Source organism: Altererythrobacter sp. CAU 1778 (assembly GCF_054482795.1).
The window spans coordinates 520,054-536,769 of the sequence record NZ_JBTLRP010000002.1 but is presented as its reverse complement, the minus strand read 5'-3'; the positions used below and the strand labels follow the sequence as shown (position 1 = coordinate 536,769).

The window sequence follows — 16,716 nt, the reverse complement described above, 5'->3', positions numbered from 1 at the left end:
GGCAAAGGCTGGGCCGCGGGCAAGGGCAATTTCCCTTCTCCGCGCCCATGGTCAGCTATTCGGCAGCCAATGCCCGCGGCGCGGTATAGCCTGCCGCAAGTTCCTGCCCTTCCGGCAGAACGGCAAGACGCCAGCCGTCGCGCGCGCCGAGATAACGCTGCGCCAGCACCTTCATCGTTTCGGGCGTGGTCTCCGTATAATCGGACAGCAGCGTCCGCATCATCTGCACCCGCTGGGGATAGCGGGTCGCACCTTCCAGATTGAGCAGCCAGAACTTGTGCCCGGTCAGCGCGCGGTTGATGCCCTGCCGCAGCGGCTCCGTCACTCGCTCCAGTTCGTCGGCGGACGGGCCGTTGGTGGCAAGATCGTCTGCAATGCTGTCGGCGGCGGCGAAGAAATCGGGCACCCGCTCCGGCGAGAGCTGTGCAATGGCGAGAACCTGTCCGCCACTGTCGACATCCACGGGCCAGCTGCTGAACACCTGCGGCGCGTAGCTGGCGCCCGCCTGTTCGCGCAGCGCATCGAGCAGGCGGTTGGAGAACACCTGCGTCAGGATCTCGAGCTGGCGGGACTGGCGCAGTTCGCCCAGCCCCCCGCCGGTTGGCCAAGCCACGACGGCTGCGGCCTGATCGGCCTCGCCGCGGTGGTGGAGCACCTGCGGCGCGGTCTGCGCGGCGGGGAGGGCATATTGCTCCGCCTCCACGCCGGCGGGCAGCGGTTCGCGCGGAGCCAGCGCGCCGAAGGTGTTTTGCAGCGCGGTAATGGTCGCTTCGGTATCGACGTCGCCGAACACCATGACCTCCATCGGGCCTTGCTTCAGGATCGGCTCCCACACCTCGCGGAAACCTTCCGGAGAGGTGGCACCAATGGCGGCGGCGTCCGGCGTCTTGAAGCGCGGATCGCGGGCGCGCAGGAGGTATTCGAGGTCCCTCTCAATCACGCCGGCCGGGTTGGCGGCGAAGCTGTCGTAGCCCAGCCGCGCGGCGGCCTGCGCGCGCAGCACCGGGTTCACGTCCCAGCGCGGCTGTGCGAACTTGGCGGCAAAGAGGTAAAGCTGGTCGGCGATATCCTCGCGCCGCGTATCCGCCTCGAAACTGAAGGTGCCGTCGCCAATCGCGAAGTTGAAGCCGAACTTGCGGCCGGTTGCGATGCGGTCGAGGTCTTCCTCGCCCAGCTCGCCAAGGCCCGATCCTACCAGCGCGATCTGGCCGAGCGCGGCATAAGCGCCGTCCTCCGGTGCGAACTGGCGATAGCCCGCGCCGAAGCGAACCTTCACCGTGGCGCGGCCCGGCTCGTTGTCGGTTTCCCACACCAGCGCACGCACGCCATTGGCGAAATCGACACGCTCCATGTCGAGAATACCGACATTGCCGCGCTGGGCAATGGTTCCGGGCGCACCGATCGGCGGCAGGTCGTCGAAGGAGATGGCGCGCGCCGCGATGCGGGCGTTGGCGTCTGCCGTGACCGGGGCGGACAGCGCGCTGACGAACCGCGCCTGCGCGCCATTTGCATCGTCGGGCGCGATCATCAGGCCGCGCACGACATTGCCGGCAAACAGCTTGCGCGTGGATTCATGGACGGCTTCGGGCGTGAAGCGCGGCTTCATGTCCTCGAACACCTGCAGGATGACTTCCGGCGCGGCGACCGTCTCGCGAATGTCGATGGCGCGCACCATGTCGTCGGCCAGCTTGGCGCCGGCCTGAATTGCCGCCTGCTCGACGAGGTTGCGATAGCCGATGTCGAATTCCGCCACCTCGCGGTCGATCTCCTCCTGTGTCGGAGGCGAGGCGATGGCGTCCTCTATCACGCCGCGCACGTCGCCGATGGCAGCCTGCCAGTCGTCGCCGAGCGGTGCGAAGGAAACGAAGGTCGCATCCGCGCTGCGGCTGACGTCGTCCTGCTGCACCTGCGCGTAGAGATACGACCCGCCGCTGCGCGCACGCGCTTCCAGCCGCCGATTGAGGATCGCCTGCGCCACCGCGTCTGTAATAAGTCCGCGATTGTATTCGAGGTTGTCGGTCACCTGCTCCCACGGGCGCAGGTAGGCGTAGGTGATGGTGCGCGGAAGATCGGGCTCGACCGTGATGTTGACCTCGCCCACCGGATTGTCGGGATCGGTCCCCGCAGGGGCAACCGGATCGCCGAAATCGGGCGCAAGCGTAGGCTCACCGGCCACCTGCCAGTCGGAGAAATACTGCTCGACCAGCCGGGCGAGGACCATCGGGTCGATATCGCCCACGGCGACGACCGTGGTGTTCTCCGGCCGGTACCAGCGCGAATGGAACGCCTGAACCGCCTGCGGCGTCGCGCCCTGCAAGGTCGCGATCGTCCCGATGGGGGAACGGTTGGCGAGCGGCTGCCCGGCGAAGAAGGTCTGGCGCGAAGCTTCCGACACGCGCAATTGCGCGCCCGAATTGTCGCGCCGCTCGGCAAGAACGATCGGCACCTCGGCGGCAAGGTTCGCGCTGCTCAGGGCCGGCTCGCGGATCATGCCCGACAAAAGGCGCATGGATTCGGTGACCTTGGCAACATTCGCATTGGGAAGGTCGAGCTTGTAATTGGTGTGCGTCGGGCTGGTCTCGGCATTGGTGTCACTGCCGAAGGTAGCGCCGAGCCGCTGCCAGGTCGGGATCGCCTGCCCCTGTTGGAGATGTTTCGATTCGCGGAAGCTCAAGTGTTCGAGCAGATGCGCGAAACCCTGCTCCGCGTCGGTTTCGTAGAGCGAGCCCGCGTCGATGCGAATGCGGATCGCCACCTGACCGGGAGGCACGCCATTGTTGCGTACGGCATATCGCAGGCCGTTCTCCAGCTCCCCGAAGTTCCACTGCGTGTCGCGGGGAATGTCTGACCCGCGATAAAGCCATGGATCGTCGACCTGTAGCGAGGCCGGTGGCGGCGCATTTGCCTCGGCGGCTGGCGGCAGTGCGACCTGTTGCGCCGTGGCGGGCACGGCCAGCATCAGCAGGGGCAGGATGAACGAGGCGGAACGCGCGACGCGCAGGGGCAGATTCATGGGGCTACTCATACAGGGGAAAGGAATGAAGCAAGGGTGAATGGCAGGCAAGAAGCCATCGCTTGTGAGGGGCTGTCCGGCCACCTAGATAGGGACCATGTTCATCGAAACCCAGACCACGCCCAACCCCTCCACCCTCAAGTTCCTGCCGGATCGCGAGGTGATGGCCGGCGGCACACGCGACTTCGCCTCGCCCGAAGAGGCCGAGGCTAGCCCGCTCGCGCAGGCGATCTTCGACAGCGGAGAGGTCACCGGCGTGTTCTTCGGCAGCGATTTCATCTCGGTCACCGCCGCACCGGGCGCTGACTGGGCGCAGCTCAAGGGTCAGGTGGTTTCGATCATTCTCGACCATTTCGTCTCCGGCGCACCGCTGTTTGCGCCCGGTACGGCGGCAGGCATCGCCGTGCCTCCGGAAGATGACGGCGAAGTGGGCGACGATCCGGCTGACGCGGACATCGTGGCACAGATCAAGGACCTTATCGAGACCCGCGTTCGCCCGGCCGTGGCTGGCGATGGCGGCGACATTCGCTATCGCGGGTTTCGCGAAGGCGTCGTCTTCCTGACGATGCAGGGGGCCTGCGCCGGATGCCCGTCATCCACCGCGACGCTTAAGCATGGAATCGAAGGCTTGCTGAAACATTATGTCCCGGAGGTCGTTGAAGTGCGCGCAGCCTGAATTTCAACACCATCAACGGAGACTTACCCTTGTCCGACCAACTTGGCGCCGACGCGCTCGACCAGATTTTCCGCGAAGCCCGCAGCTATAACGGCTGGCTCGACAAGGACGTCAGCGACGATCAGATCCGGCAGATCTACGAATTGCTGAAGATGGCGCCCACGTCCGCCAACATGCAGCCCGGTCGCTTCGTCTGGTGCAAGTCGCAGGACGCCAAGGACAAGCTGGCCGAGACCGCCAGCGATGCGAACAAGGAAAAGATCCGGACCGCGCCCGTATGCGTCGTGATCGGCTACGACATCGATTTCCACGAACACCTCCCCTGGCTGTTCCCGCACACCGACGCGAAGAGCTGGTTCGAAGGGGACGAGGACGCCCGCAAGGAAGCCGCCTTCCGGAACTCCGCGCTTCAGGGCGCCTATCTAATCATCGCGGCCCGCGCGCTGGGCCTCGACTGCGGCCCGATGTCGGGCTTCGACCAGGACGCGGCGACCAAGGCCTTCTTCGCAGACGAGCCCAAGTATCGCGCCGACTGGATCTGCTCGATCGGCTACGGCGATCGCAGCACCATCTTCGACCGCAGCCCGCGGCCCGATTTCGACAAGTTCAATCGCATCGACTGACCTGTCATACTAACGGCGCGGCGCATTTACTTGCGCCGCGCCGCAGCTATAGCGCACCGCCATGCGCACCCTCGCGATAGACTGTGCTACGCCCGCCTGTTCGCTCGCCCTGTTCGAGGGGGAGGAACTGTTGGCCTATTCGCACGAGGTACTTGGCCGCGGCCATGCCGAACGGCTAGTGCCGAAGATCGCGGAACTGCCCGAGCAAGGGCGCGCCGACCGGATCCTCGTGTCGCTTGGTCCCGGCAGCTTCACCGGCGTTCGCATCGGCCTTGCCTGCGCACGCGCGCTCGGACTGGCGTGGGGCGCGGACGTGCTGGGATACCCCACGCTGGCATTGGTCGCAGCGATGGCTCGGGCAGAGCAATCCGGTGCCGTATTCGTCAGCATGACCGGCGGGCATGGTGAGTGGTTCGTGCAGGATTTCGCGGCGGACGGAACGCCTGTCGACGCCGTGCGCTCGCTCTCGCCGCAGTCAGCGGCGGCAGTCTGCCAGCGAGACCTAGCGGCCGGTTCCACCGCCCTCGCCCTTGCAGAAACGGCGGGACGCGAATTGCGCGCGCTCGATCTGTTGCCCGATGCACGGTTCGCGCTGAGCCTTCCGCCGATGTTGCTGACGCAGGATTTTTCGCCCATATACGGCCGCGCGCCTGACGCCAAATTGCCGGGCGTGTCCGCATGACCGACGATCTCGACCGCATCATGGCGGTCATGGAGAGCGCCTTCGATCCGGCCTTCGGAGAGGCATGGAACCGCCGACAGGTCGGCGATGCCTTGCTGATGCCGAACACCCATTACCTGATAAGCCATGCGGACGACCGGCCTGCGGGATTCGTGCTCAGCCGCTCCGTACTCGACGAAGAGGAGCTTCTGCTCATCGCAGTCGCTCCCGATTTGCGCGGGCGCGGGATCGGCAGCGAACTGATCGACCGGCTGTTCACGGCGGCGCGCGGGCGCGGGGTAATCCGCGTGTTCCTTGAGATGCGCGACGGCAACCCGGCGGAAAAACTCTATTGCGCCAAGGGGTTCGCCCCAATCGGCAGTCGCCGTGAATACTATCGCGGGGCAGATGGTCAGCGCAGGGACGCGATTACTTTCGCCCGAGACCTTACCCGCAAATAGAGTTGCCGGTTCGCTGCGTTTCCTGACGAGGGAAACTCTCATTGCGTCAGGTGCCGTTTGGTGTAGTGCGCACCTAGAACTAGGGCTATACCTAGGGTCGCATAAGAACAAATGGAGAAAGACGTGGACGAACTGCAGATCGATCTGCGCGAAACATTGTTGACCTTGACCAGCGACATTGTCGCCGCACACGTCAGCAACAATGACGTCGCCGCTGAAAACGTGAAAACCCTTATCGAAGAAGTGTACGGCGCACTGGCTGGACTTGGCAGCCCGGCGGCAGCCGAAGAAGAACGCCCCGAACCCGCCGTTACTGTGCGCGCGTCGGTCAAGAAGGATCACATCGTCTGCCTCGACTGCGGCAAGAAGATGAAGATGCTGAAGCGTCACCTGATGACCGAACACGGCATGAGCATCGACGATTATCGCTCGCGCTGGAACCTGCCCGCCGACTACCCCATGGTCGCCCCCGACTATGCCGAGACCCGTCGCACGCTGGCGAAGAAGATCGGCCTTGGCCGTCAACCCGGCCAGAAGCGCGGCCGCAAGAAGAAGTCGGCCTGACTTTTCCCGGCCAGCTTGAGAAAAACGCCCCGCGCCATTAGGTATGCGGGGCGTTTTCTTTTGCGGAGCGGCAATCCTTGCACCAGACCATCGACCTCGAACAGCTTTGCGCAGAGCGCGGCCTCCGGATTACGGAGCAGCGCCGCGTGATTGCGAAAGTTCTGTCGGAAAGCACCGATCATCCCGATGTCGAGAAGGTCCACGAACGTGCAGCGGCGATAGATCCGAAGATCTCGATCGCCACCGTTTATCGCACCGTGCGCCTGTTCGAGGAGGCCGGCATCCTCGATCGTCACGATTTCGGTGACGGCCGCGCCCGTTACGAAGCTGCGCCCGAGGCCCACCACGATCACCTGATCGACGTGGAAACCGGCAAGGTCGTGGAATTCGTCGATCCCGAACTCGAAGCCTTGCAAAAGGTCATTGCCGAACGGCTCGGCTACCGGCTGGTCGATCACCGCATGGAACTCTATGCCGTGCGGATCGACCGCGACAAGGACCGGGCGACCGGCTGACCCCTCGGCACATGGTGACCGCTCTCGCCGCACAAGACACGCGCATCGCGCCGCTCGGCTGGGTGCTGATCGTTCTGCGGCTCGCGCTGATGCTCGCCCTGCTGCTGGTTTGCGCGCCGCTGCATCTGCTGTGGCGGCTGCTGGGCCTGAGGCGCTTTTGGCCCCGCGTGTTCCTTGCCGGTGTCGGCAGTATTGCAGGCCTCAAGTTGACGCGCCGGGGGAAGCGCGTGCCGGGGGCATTGCTACTCTCCAACCATGTCAGCTGGCACGACATCCCGGCGCTCAGCCACGCCGCGAACAGCGCGTTCGTCGCGCATGACGGTCTCTCCGCCCACCCCTTCTTCAAATGGTTGTGCGAGATGAACGACACGGTGTTCATCGCCCGCCACAACCGGGCCTCCGTCGGCGAGCAGGCGCGGGCCATGCGAGAGGCGCTGGCCGATGGCGGCACGCTGACACTCTTCCCGGAAGGGACGACCGGCGATGGCACGCAATTGCTGCCGTTCAAGAGCGCGTTGTTGGGCGCGATGGAGCCGCTACCCGAAGGCGCGACAGTGCAGCCGGTGCTGCTCGAATATGCCGATCCGCTTGCCGTGGCGTGGATCGGGGACGAACCGGGTGTCGAATATTTCAAGCGCACGCTCGCGCGGATGAAGCCGGTGCGGCTGACCGTCCATTTCTTCCCGCCGCTGTCCGGCCCCGACGTGGCGGACCGCAAGGCGATGATCGCAGCGGCGCATTCCGCCCTCGCCCGGCAGATGCTTTAACGCCGCCGCGTTTTCGCCTAAGGGCGCTCCCATGTCAGAAATTACGCCCCCGAAGACCTACCGGGTCAAGAGCTTCGGCTGCCAGATGAACGTCTACGATGGCGAGCGGATGGCCGAACTGCTGGCCGAAAAGGGCATGAGCGCCGCGCCCGAGGGCGAGGATGCCGATCTCGTCGTGCTCAACACCTGCCACATCCGCGAAAAGGCGGCGGAGAAGATCTATTCCGACATCGGCCGCCTGACGAAGGGCAAGACGCAGAAGACACCGCCGATGATCGCGGTCGCGGGCTGCGTCGCCCAGGCCGAGGGGGAAGAGATCATGACCCGCGCCCCGGCCGTGTCCATGGTGGTCGGCCCGCAGGCCTATCACCGCCTGCCCGAATTGATCGACCAGGCCGTTGCGGGCAAGCGCGCGACCGATACCGATATGCCCGCCAATGCGAAGTTCGACGCCCTGCCGCGCCGCCGGCGCAGCGGGCCGAGCGCCTTCCTGACGGTGCAGGAGGGTTGCGACAAGTTCTGCACCTACTGCGTCGTGCCCTACACGCGCGGCGCGGAAATCTCCCGCCCCTATGCCGATCTGGTCGACGAAGCGGCGAGGCTGATCGAAGCCGGCGCGCGCGAGATCACCCTGCTGGGGCAGAACGTCAATGCATGGTCGGGCGAGGACGAGAAAGGCCGCACCGTCGGTCTCGACGGCCTCATCCGGGCGCTGGCGAACCTGGATGGCGTTGCACGCCTCCGCTACACGACCAGCCATCCGACGGACGTCACCGACGGCCTGATCGCCGCGCATGGCGAGATCGACAAGCTGATGCCGTTCCTTCACCTGCCGGTGCAGAGCGGCGGCGACCGCGTGCTCAAGGCCATGAACCGCAGCCACACGGCGGAAAGCTACCTCCGCCTGCTGGAACGCTTCCGCGCCGCGCGGCCCGACATCGCGCTGAGCGGCGATTTTATCGTCGGCTTCCCCGGAGAGACAGAGGCGGAATTCGCCGACACGCTCGCGCTGGTAGGCGAAGTTCGATACGCACAGGCCTTCAGCTTCAAGTACTCGCCGCGCCCCGGCACCCCCGCAGCGACGATGGACGGTCAGGTGCCTCTGGAGGTGATGGACGAGCGCCTGCAACGCCTGCAAGGCGCGCTCAACCGCGACCAGCTGGCCTTCAACCAGGCGAGCATCGGCAAGACCTGCGAAGTCCTGGTCGAGCGCAAGGGAAAGCATCCCGGCCAATGGCTCGGCAAGTCGCCCTGGTTGCAGTCCGTCTGGTTCGAAGGCGACGCAGCGATCGGCGATCTGGTGCAGGCGGAACTGGTCGAAGCCGGACCCAATTCGATCAGCGGAAAGTTGCGCCAGCCCGCCCTCGCCTGACGCGGCCTTTCGTGACAGGGCCGTGACTTTCCACCGCCCCGTCGCGCGCCCACTTGCGCCCCGCCTTCGAGCGCTTACCTTGCGACTCGACCTTTAGCGAAAGGAGCCTATGGGCCGCAGACCGTCACGCACCCACTCCGGCAACGGAGATCCGGTGATTTCTCCCGACCCAATCCCGCATCGCGAAACGCGCCGCGTGCAGGTCGACATGAGCTTCGAAAACCAGAGCTTGCTGGTCCCGCTGTTCGGTCAGTTCGATGCCAATCTGGTGCAGGTGGAAAACCGGCTCGGCGTGTTCATCTCCGCCCGCGGGGACAAGCTGCATATCGAAGGGCCGGAAGACAGCGTGGCGCGCGCGCGCGACGTTTTGCAGACCATGTACGACCGGCTGGCGCAGGGGCAGGACCTCGATCAGGGCGCGATCGAGGCGCTGATCGCCATGTCCAACGAACCCACGTTCGACGGGATTGTCGCGGCCTCCGACGATGGTCCGCCGATCATGATCCGCACGCGGCGCAAGACCATCGTGCCGCGCAGCGCCATGCAGGCGCATTACATGCGGAGCCTGCTGCGCGACGACATCATCTTCGCGCTTGGCCCGGCAGGTACGGGCAAGACCTACCTCGCGGTTGCGCAGGCGGTGGCGCAGCTCATCAGCGGAAGCGTGCAGCGGCTGATCCTGTCGCGCCCGGCAGTCGAGGCGGGCGAGAAGCTGGGATTCCTCCCCGGCGACATGAAGGACAAGGTCGATCCCTACCTGCGGCCACTGTACGACGCGCTGTACGATTGCCTCCCGCCCGAACAGGTGGAGCGGCATCTGGCGAGCGGCGTGATCGAGGTCGCGCCCATCGCCTTCATGCGCGGTCGCACGCTGGCGGATGCCTTCATCATCCTCGACGAAGCGCAAAACACCACGCGCGAGCAGATGAAGATGTTCCTCACCCGCTTCGGCCAGAACAGCCGCATGGTGATCTGCGGCGACCCGCGGCAGGTCGACATTCCCGGCGGCGACCGCATGAGCGGCCTCGCCGATGCGGTCGACAAGCTGGAAGGCATCGACGGCTTCGGCACCATCCGCTTCACCGCCGCCGACGTGGTGCGCCACCCGATCGTGGGACGCATCGTGGAGGCTTACGAAGGGACGGGTTGAGGCAACTTAAACGGGTTATTAGGCGCGTAGGGGCTAGTGCCATGAGCCATGAAAAACGAGGCGGAGCGAGCGAGCAGGCTCGCAATCCTGATTGATGCAGAAAACGTGCCCTCGCGTTATGCTGCTGCAATCTTTCAAGAAGTTGCATCGATTGGCGAAGCAAGTGCTCGGCGAATATATGGCGATTTCTCCAGCGACCCGCTGAACAGCTGGACCAAGGTTTTATCCAAGCACGCGATCATCCCGCATCAAAACTTTCCGAACACGGCCGGAAAAAATTCCTCCGATATCGCGCTGATAATTGATGCGATGGATCTGCTGCATAGCGGTCGGTTCGACGGCTTTTGCCTTGTCTCATCCGACGGTGACTTCACGAGGCTTGCCGCGCGCATCAGGGAACTCGGCTTGGATGTCTATGGATTTGGGGAGCGAAAAACACCCGAAAGCTTCCGAAGAGCTTGCAAACGCTTCATTTACATAGAGAACCTGATTGCAACGGCAGATCAGACAGCTGCCAATTCTCAATGCGGCGGGACCACCAGTACCCGCGAAGTGACACAAAATCAGTCCCCGAAATCAGCGGTCAAACACATTCAACTCGCGCTAAACCAATTGGACGACGCGGACGGATGGTATTTTCTGGCCGCAGTGGGCAATCAACTCGCTGCTTTGCAGCCCGACTTCGATCCTCGCACTTTTGGGTGTCCCAAGTTGGTCACACTTATTGAGCGCTCGGAAAAATTCGACATACGGCGCGAAAATCTGAAGGTTTATATTCGGGAAAGGTAGCGATTGCTTAGTTAGCGGCCTGGCGTCCGAGGACGGCGGAGACGGCTAATTCTGTGCATGCGCATTGGTAGACACACCAAGACCAGAAGCGGCAGCGTCGAACACAAATGCTTTGCGCATTTTATTCTCCATATCGACCCGCTTGATAATCAGCAGGCTGTCCGAACAGGGCGCAGCGCCCGCATCGGACAGAAATTTCCGTCCCTCATCGAGGCGATAGACTTCGCCTTCGCCCGTGATGGCGCTCCCTTCCCTGAACTCCTGCCCGTAAGTGACGGAGCGGAATACACCGGCCTCCAGATCGAGTTCGGGTCGCGTTCGAAAGACGGCCTGAAGGAAGTTACCGGGCGCGGTCTCGACACCGACACAACCGTCTCTCACGGCGATCGTGCCGGAGAAGTTGCCGATCAGGACCTGCGGGTCGTTGGCATCGGCCAACCATGCAACGCGGGCGCCTTCGCTCGTACCGGCCTCGGAGCACGCAGTAATACCGCAGAAAGCAACGAGGGTAAGAAACGCCTTCATAACAGAAGAACCGGGGTTCGATATCGGAGTTCCGCCCACCGTAAATGTGCTTATCGTTTCCTACCCGCCCCATAGCGATGTAGTGGCCGAAACATGAATATCCGGCCGTTTTCCCCTGATTCCCTGCAACGAACGGAGAGTGTCGGTGCAGCTTGAAATAGACCTTGAAGACTGGCCCGAAGCCGATTGGGAAGCCCTCGCCGCACGCGTCGCCTCGGCCCTCTCCGCTCACGAAACCGCGCTTGCCAATCCGCGCCTCTCCGCCAGCCTGCTGTTCACCTCCGACGATCAGGTACACGCGCTCAACCGCGAATGGCGGGGCCGCGACAAGCCGACCAATGTGCTGAGCTTCCCTATGCTGGAGCGTGCAGAACTCCTGCACCTCGCGCCCGAAGGCCCCCCGGTCCTCCTCGGCGACATCGCCCTTGCGCATGAAACCTGCGCGCGGGAGGCGGCCGAAAAGGGTATCGCGGTGGAAGAACATGCCGCCCACCTGATAGCCCACGGATTGCTCCATCTGGCCGGCCACGATCACGAAATCTCCACTGCGGATGCGGAGGAAATGGAGGGCATCGAGATCAAGGTGCTTGCACAATTGGGAATTGCGAACCCATATGGACGCGACCACGACATGCAGGAGCATTGAGCAGGGCGATGCCCGACCATTCGAAAAGCGACGATTCCCAATCTGGAGAATCGGAGAGTAGCGGCGGGCTTATCGGCCTGATCCGTAACCTGATGGCGCCCGGAGAGCGCGAGCCGAGCCTGCGCGAGCAGCTGGAAGACGCGATCGACGAGCACGAGGAAGACCACGCCGACGAGGACGAGAGCGTCCCTAATGGCGACCTCTCCTCGGTAGAGCGGCAGATGCTGCGCAACCTCCTGCATTTCAGCGAACACGATGCCGACGACGTCGCGATTCCGCGCGGGGAGATCATCGCGGTCAATGCGGATTGCAGCTGGACCGAGCTGGTCGGGCAATTTTCGGAACACGGCCATTCGCGCCTGCCAGTGTATCGCGAGACACTCGACCAGGTGGTCGGCATGGTTCACATCAAGGACGTGTTCCCCTTCCTGGCCGACGGCAAGCCGCCGCCCGACGACTGGACCGTCCTGATGCGCCAGCCGCTTTACGTGCCGCAGTCGCGCAATGCGCTGGACGTGCTGGCCGATATGCGCAGCCGCCGCGTCCATCTCGCGATCGTGGTGGACGAGTATTCGGGTACCGACGGCATCATCACCATCGAGGATCTGGTCGAGGAAATCGTCGGCGATATCGAAGACGAACACGACGATGCGCCGCGCGACCTCGTCGTGCCGATTGGCGAAGGGATGTGGGATGCCGATGCCAAGATCGAACTCGACGATCTGGCCGATATCGTCGACCCGGCGCTCAACCGCGTCGAAGGTCAGGTCGATACGCTGGGCGGCCTCGCCTTCGTGCTGGCGGAAAAAGTCCCCGCGGTCGGCGACGTCCTCGTCCACGAAAGCGGCTGGCAGCTCGAAGTGACCGGCGGCGACGACACGCACGTCACCCGGTTGCGGCTCCACCCCCCCGTGACGGCGGAGGAAGCGCTAGAGGAATAGCGATGGAGCGCGGCCAATCGCCGCTCGACATTGCAATTCATGCAACTATGACTTGCTAATGGCTATCCGTCGTCTTCCCCCCTTGCGCGCCCTAGAGGCTTTCATGCGCGTCGTGCGCGTCGGCTCGGCACGTGCCGCGGCGGACGAGCTCAACCTTTCGCCCAGTGCCCTGTCGCGCCGGATCGTCAATCTGGAGGAGTTCACGGGCAAGAAGCTGTTCACCCGCGCGCACCAGTCGATGAAGCTGACCGACGAAGGGCAGGCATTTTACGATGCGGTCTCGCCGCATCTGGACGCGCTCGCGGCGGCGGTGGACAGCCAGTCCGAGAACCAGTCCGTCACGCGCCTGCACCTCGGCGTCCTGCCGCTGTTCGGCAGCCAGCGCCTGTTCCCGCGCATGGCCGAACTGCGTAAGCGCCACCCGCGCCTGCACATCGACATCGACACCGGCGCGCACCTGCGCGACCGGGTCGGCGACACGCTCGACGCGGCCATCCTGCTGATGCGCGAGCCCGACGACAGCTTCCATTCCGTGCGGCTCGACCACAACATGGTCTATGCTTTCTGTTCGCAGCAAATGGCGCAGGAACTTGGCCGCGAACCCTCGATCGAAGCGCTGCAGAAGCAGACTTTCCTGATTCACAACGAATTGCCCGAAAGCTTCAACGCCTGGAAGGAAGCGCTCAGCCTGGAAGGATTGGACGACGTCGCCGTCGATCATTACGATTCAGGCCAGTTGATCCTCGAAGCTGCGGCACAGGGCCTCGGTATCGCGATCATGCACGACAATCATTACGACCGCGCCGCCGATCAGCGACTGGCGCGGCTGTTTCCCGACCGGAAGGTCGAAAGCCCCTACAGCTACTGGTTCGTGTGCCGCCCGCGCGCGCTGGAGCAGCGGCAGGTGCGCCAGTTCCACGACTGGCTGGTGGACGCAGGCCTCTAGGCCGCTTCTCCGCCGCCGTCCTTCGCACCCGGCACGCTGTCGAGGGCCATGGCCGGCGCGCCGACCACGCGCTTGCGCTCCCGCAGCGCGGCCGCGAGCAGCGGCATTTCATGCTGGAGAAAAGCCTGGGGCGACATGCCCAGGAAGTCATGCGCGTCGCGCACGAAGTGCGAATAGTCGTGGTAATCGGGATCGATCACCTTGGCGCGATTGCCCGGCGACGCAGCCCTGATCGCATGGAGCGAGCGCAGGAAGCGCGCGCGTCGCAACAAGAGTTTGGGCGCGAAGCCGAAACAGCGCGCCGCAACTCGCTCGACGGTGCGAATGGTCAGGCCAGTCGCGTTCGCAAGATCGGCGACCGTGCGGTTGGCAGCATCCACCAGTGCCGCTTCGAGCTTCCCGGCGGCATCGTCGTAAGCCGTGGGCTTGCGCAGTGCCGCGCCGAGAAGCGCCTCGAAGCGCTGCGGGATGTCTTCGTCATCCTGCATATCAGCAAAAACATCGGTCACGGTGTCGCCCGCAACCTGGCCGAGATCGGGAAGCTGGCCGATCTGGTCGGCCCAGTCCTTCGCCGGATCGCGAAAGAGGCGCAGCCAGCCCCGCGGGCGCAGACCGGCCGATATGAGCACGCCTTGGGCTGAGACGGACCAGATGACTTTGCTGGTGGGTCCGAAGAGCGCGTTGCGCGGCGGGGTCAGAGCCTCCCCCTCCCCCCGCGTCAGCTGCCAGTCGACCGTCTCGAGCGAGATGCGCAGGCTCGCCCAGGCAGGTTCGAACGCGCCACGATGCCCCTGCGGATCGTCGTCCACGACGTAAAGTTGGTAGCTGCTGACATAGGGCGCGAGTTCGGCCGACGGCGACCAGAAGCGCACGCGCGGAACCGGCGATAGCCCGCAGGCGAGCCTGCCCGATTCATGATGTCCAGATTTGTCATGCACGCGCCATTCCCCTTGCGCGACCGGCCCGCATTGAGGCGGGCACTGGTTGGCCGGGAATTGTAACCCCCCGACGGACATGCGGGCTCTCGCCGAAATTATCCGGCGAAAGCCCGCGTCAGCAGAGGATCAGGAGACGGTTGCCTTGGTGATCGTGCCGGGGTTTGCCGGCGGCTCGCCGACCGGCAGTGCATCGACATGTTCCATGCCGCTCTCGACCTCACCCCAGACGGTGTACTGCTTGTCGAGGAAGGTCGCGTCGTCGAACACGATGAAGAACTGGCTGTTGGCGCTGTCCGGATCGGGGGTGCGGGCCATCGAGCAGACGCCGCGCGTATGCGGATGATCGTTGAACTCCGCCTTCAGGTTCGGCTTGTCGCTGCCGCTGGTGCCGGTGCCGGTCGGATCACCGCCCTGCGCCATGAAGCCGGGGATGACGCGGTGGAACACGACGCCGTCATAGAAGCCTTCGCCAGCCAGTTCCGTGATGCGTTCCACGTGACCGGGCGCGAGGTCCGGACGCAGCTTGATCACGACGTCGCCGCCCTTCCCGTCGCCATTGTCGAGAGTGAGGGTCAGTTTCTGGTCAGCCATGAATCAAGTCTCCTGTAAAAATCGTGGGCCCGATATAGGGGGCGTCCGCGCATTGTCACCCTTGCTTGCAATTACTCCGGTGAAGGCTAGTTGGCAGGCATGGCCGAGCAAGACCTCCTCGACGATCCGCAGACGGCCGACGCGCCGCAGAGCGAGGCCGACGACCGGCTGGACGAGGACAACCGGCTGAAGCGCGAGTTCGTCGACGAGGTGCGCGAAGCCCTCGATGCGGGCGATCCGTCGCGTCTCTACGATCTGGTCGAACCGCTGCACCCTGCCGATCTGGCCGATTTGTTCGAATTGCTCGATCCCGACCATCGTCTGACGCTGGCAGAATCGATCACTGACCTGATGACCAGCGAGGTCGTGGCCGAACTGAACGATCACGTGCGCGAGACGATGGTCGAAGCGCTCGACCCCGCGGCTGCGGCGGAAATCGCGGAACAGCTCGACACTGACGATGCCGTGCAGATGCTCGAGGATCTCGACGAGGTCGACCAGCAGGCCATTCTCGCCAAGATGGAGCCGGAAGACCGCGCCGCGATCGAAACGGCGCTGTCCTATCCGGAGGAAACTGCCGGGCGCCTGATGCAGCGCGAGCTGGTTGCGGTGCCGCAGCATCTCACGGTCGGAGACCTGATCGACTACCTGCGCCAGCGCGACGAATTGCCGACCGAATTCTGGGAAGTCTTCGTCGTCGACGAGCGGTATCACCCGCTCGGCACTTGTCAGCTCAGCTGGATTTTGCGGGCCCCGCGCCACGTCGCGCTGGAAGACGTGATGAAGCGCGACCAGACCTTGATCCCGGTCGAGATGGATCAGGAAGAAGTCGCGCTCCGCTTCCTGAAATACGCCCTGATTTCCGCCGCCGTGGTCGATGGCGACGGGCGACTGGTCGGCCAGCTGACGGTCGACGATATCGCTCACATCATCCAGGAAGAAGCGGAAGAGGACGTCATGCTGATGTCCGGCGCGGGCGACGGCGACATCAACGAACCGCTGCGCGAAGCCTACTCGGCGCGCGTGCGCTGGCTGATCGCCAACCTCGGCACTGCGCTGGTCGCCAGCTTCATCATCGCCATGTTCGGTGCCGCGATCGAGCGTCTGGTGGCTCTTGCCGTGCTGATGCCGATCGTCGCGAGCATCGGCGGCAATGCCGGCACGCAGACGATGGCGGTGGCGGTGCGCGCTATCGCGATGAACCAGCTGACCAGCGCGAACACCCGCCGCGTGCTGTGGCGGGAATTGCGCGTCGCGATGATGAACGGAGCGACCGTGGCAGTGCTGGTCGGGGTGGCGGCCGGATTCTTCTTCGGCTGGCCGATGGGCGCGGTGATTGCCACGGCGATGGTCATCAACATCGTCACCGCTGGCCTTGCCGGGGTGCTGGTGCCGGTGTTGTTCGATCGGCTGGATCAGGACCCGGCGGTTGCATCCAGCGTGTTCGTCACGATGATCACCGATTCCATGGGCTTCTTCGCATTCCTCGGCCTCGCGGTCGCGGCGGGCCTCGCGGGCTGACTTGAGCCGGGCACCGC

Annotated in this window: 18 protein-coding genes; 14 read left to right on the top strand and 4 right to left on the bottom strand. The window is 64.3% G+C overall.

The window, feature by feature from the left end; translation table 11 throughout:
* Nucleotides 1-55: 55 nt before the first annotated feature.
* Complete coding sequence (locus tag ACXYN8_RS10680; protein WP_458889423.1) at nucleotides 56-3,013, bottom strand: M16 family metallopeptidase; 2,958 nt, start codon at nucleotides 3,011-3,013, stop codon at nucleotides 56-58.
* A gap of 97 nt (nucleotides 3,014-3,110) precedes the next feature.
* On the opposite strand from ACXYN8_RS10680, the gene ACXYN8_RS10675 reads away from it, so the two are divergent.
* The 10 genes from ACXYN8_RS10675 to ACXYN8_RS10630 all read left to right on the top strand — a co-directional run bounded on the left by ACXYN8_RS10675 (nucleotide 3,111) and on the right by ACXYN8_RS10630 (nucleotide 10,591).
* Nucleotides 3,111-3,689: a NifU family protein gene (locus ACXYN8_RS10675; RefSeq protein WP_458889422.1), complete on the top strand. Its 579-nt coding sequence runs from the start codon at nucleotides 3,111-3,113 to the stop codon at nucleotides 3,687-3,689.
* A gap of 29 nt (nucleotides 3,690-3,718) precedes the next feature.
* Nucleotides 3,719-4,312 carry a malonic semialdehyde reductase gene (locus tag ACXYN8_RS10670; protein WP_458889421.1) on the top strand — a complete coding sequence of 198 codons (594 nt, stop codon included), beginning with the start codon at nucleotides 3,719-3,721 and terminating at the stop codon, nucleotides 4,310-4,312.
* Nucleotides 4,313-4,373: 61 nt separating this feature from the next.
* Nucleotides 4,374-4,994 (top strand): tRNA (adenosine(37)-N6)-threonylcarbamoyltransferase complex dimerization subunit type 1 TsaB, encoded by a 621-nt coding sequence (tsaB, locus tag ACXYN8_RS10665; protein WP_458889420.1) that lies wholly within the window; start codon nucleotides 4,374-4,376, stop codon nucleotides 4,992-4,994.
* On the top strand, nucleotides 4,991-5,434 hold the full coding sequence (gene rimI, locus ACXYN8_RS10660) for a ribosomal protein S18-alanine N-acetyltransferase (protein ID WP_458889419.1): 444 nt from the start codon (nucleotides 4,991-4,993) through the stop codon (nucleotides 5,432-5,434). Before tsaB ends, rimI begins: the two co-directional genes overlap by 4 nt.
* 123 nt (nucleotides 5,435-5,557) lie before the next feature.
* Nucleotides 5,558-5,998 (top strand): Ros/MucR family transcriptional regulator, encoded by a 441-nt coding sequence (locus tag ACXYN8_RS10655; protein ID WP_458889418.1) that lies wholly within the window; start codon nucleotides 5,558-5,560, stop codon nucleotides 5,996-5,998.
* A 77-nt stretch (nucleotides 5,999-6,075) separates the two neighbouring features.
* Nucleotides 6,076-6,513 (top strand): Fur family transcriptional regulator, encoded by a 438-nt coding sequence (locus ACXYN8_RS10650; RefSeq protein ID WP_458889417.1) that lies wholly within the window; start codon nucleotides 6,076-6,078, stop codon nucleotides 6,511-6,513.
* Between the two features lie 11 nt (nucleotides 6,514-6,524).
* Nucleotides 6,525-7,280, top strand: a complete 756-nt coding sequence (locus ACXYN8_RS10645) for a lysophospholipid acyltransferase family protein (protein WP_458889416.1) — start codon at nucleotides 6,525-6,527, stop codon at nucleotides 7,278-7,280.
* Nucleotides 7,281-7,311: 31 nt separating this feature from the next.
* Complete coding sequence (miaB, locus tag ACXYN8_RS10640) at nucleotides 7,312-8,652, top strand: tRNA (N6-isopentenyl adenosine(37)-C2)-methylthiotransferase MiaB (protein WP_458889415.1); 1,341 nt, start codon at nucleotides 7,312-7,314, stop codon at nucleotides 8,650-8,652.
* A 208-nt stretch (nucleotides 8,653-8,860) separates the two neighbouring features.
* Nucleotides 8,861-9,802 (top strand): PhoH family protein, encoded by a 942-nt coding sequence (locus ACXYN8_RS10635; protein ID WP_458889603.1) that lies wholly within the window; start codon nucleotides 8,861-8,863, stop codon nucleotides 9,800-9,802.
* 48 nt (nucleotides 9,803-9,850) lie between these two features.
* Nucleotides 9,851-10,591 carry an NYN domain-containing protein gene (locus tag ACXYN8_RS10630; protein WP_458889414.1) on the top strand — a complete coding sequence of 247 codons (741 nt, stop codon included), beginning with the start codon at nucleotides 9,851-9,853 and terminating at the stop codon, nucleotides 10,589-10,591.
* 45 nt (nucleotides 10,592-10,636) lie between these two features.
* On the opposite strand, the gene ACXYN8_RS10625 is transcribed toward ACXYN8_RS10630, so the two are convergent.
* The gene (locus tag ACXYN8_RS10625; RefSeq protein ID WP_458889413.1) at nucleotides 10,637-11,116 is read right to left on the bottom strand and encodes a hypothetical protein; all 480 of its coding nucleotides are present in this window, start codon (nucleotides 11,114-11,116) and stop codon (nucleotides 10,637-10,639) included.
* Between the two features lie 145 nt (nucleotides 11,117-11,261).
* On the opposite strand from ACXYN8_RS10625, the gene ybeY reads away from it, so the two are divergent.
* Genes ybeY through ACXYN8_RS10610 form a run of 3 tightly spaced genes read left to right on the top strand, consistent with a single transcriptional unit; the run spans nucleotide 11,262 to nucleotide 13,649 of the window.
* Nucleotides 11,262-11,762, top strand: a complete 501-nt coding sequence (gene ybeY, locus ACXYN8_RS10620) for an rRNA maturation RNase YbeY (protein ID WP_458889412.1) — start codon at nucleotides 11,262-11,264, stop codon at nucleotides 11,760-11,762.
* An 8-nt stretch (nucleotides 11,763-11,770) separates the two neighbouring features.
* Nucleotides 11,771-12,703: a hemolysin family protein gene (locus tag ACXYN8_RS10615; RefSeq protein ID WP_458889411.1), complete on the top strand. Its 933-nt coding sequence runs from the start codon at nucleotides 11,771-11,773 to the stop codon at nucleotides 12,701-12,703.
* A gap of 58 nt (nucleotides 12,704-12,761) precedes the next feature.
* Nucleotides 12,762-13,649 carry a LysR substrate-binding domain-containing protein gene (locus ACXYN8_RS10610; protein WP_458889410.1) on the top strand — a complete coding sequence of 296 codons (888 nt, stop codon included), beginning with the start codon at nucleotides 12,762-12,764 and terminating at the stop codon, nucleotides 13,647-13,649.
* Here the strand turns inward: ACXYN8_RS10610 and ACXYN8_RS10605 are convergent.
* Together ACXYN8_RS10605 and ACXYN8_RS10600 are read right to left on the bottom strand one after the other, a co-directional pair.
* Entirely contained in the window at nucleotides 13,646-14,587 is a 942-nt protein-coding gene (locus tag ACXYN8_RS10605; protein WP_458889409.1) for a hypothetical protein, read from the bottom strand. The genes ACXYN8_RS10610 and ACXYN8_RS10605 overlap by 4 nt on opposite strands.
* A gap of 126 nt (nucleotides 14,588-14,713) precedes the next feature.
* Nucleotides 14,714-15,178: a peptidylprolyl isomerase gene (locus ACXYN8_RS10600; protein ID WP_458889408.1), complete on the bottom strand. Its 465-nt coding sequence runs from the start codon at nucleotides 15,176-15,178 to the stop codon at nucleotides 14,714-14,716.
* Nucleotides 15,179-15,277: 99 nt separating this feature from the next.
* On the opposite strand from ACXYN8_RS10600, the gene mgtE reads away from it, so the two are divergent.
* A complete protein-coding gene (mgtE, locus tag ACXYN8_RS10595; protein WP_458889407.1) occupies nucleotides 15,278-16,699 on the top strand; it encodes a magnesium transporter in 1,422 nt (473 codons plus the stop codon).
* Nucleotides 16,700-16,716: the final 17 nt, after the last annotated feature.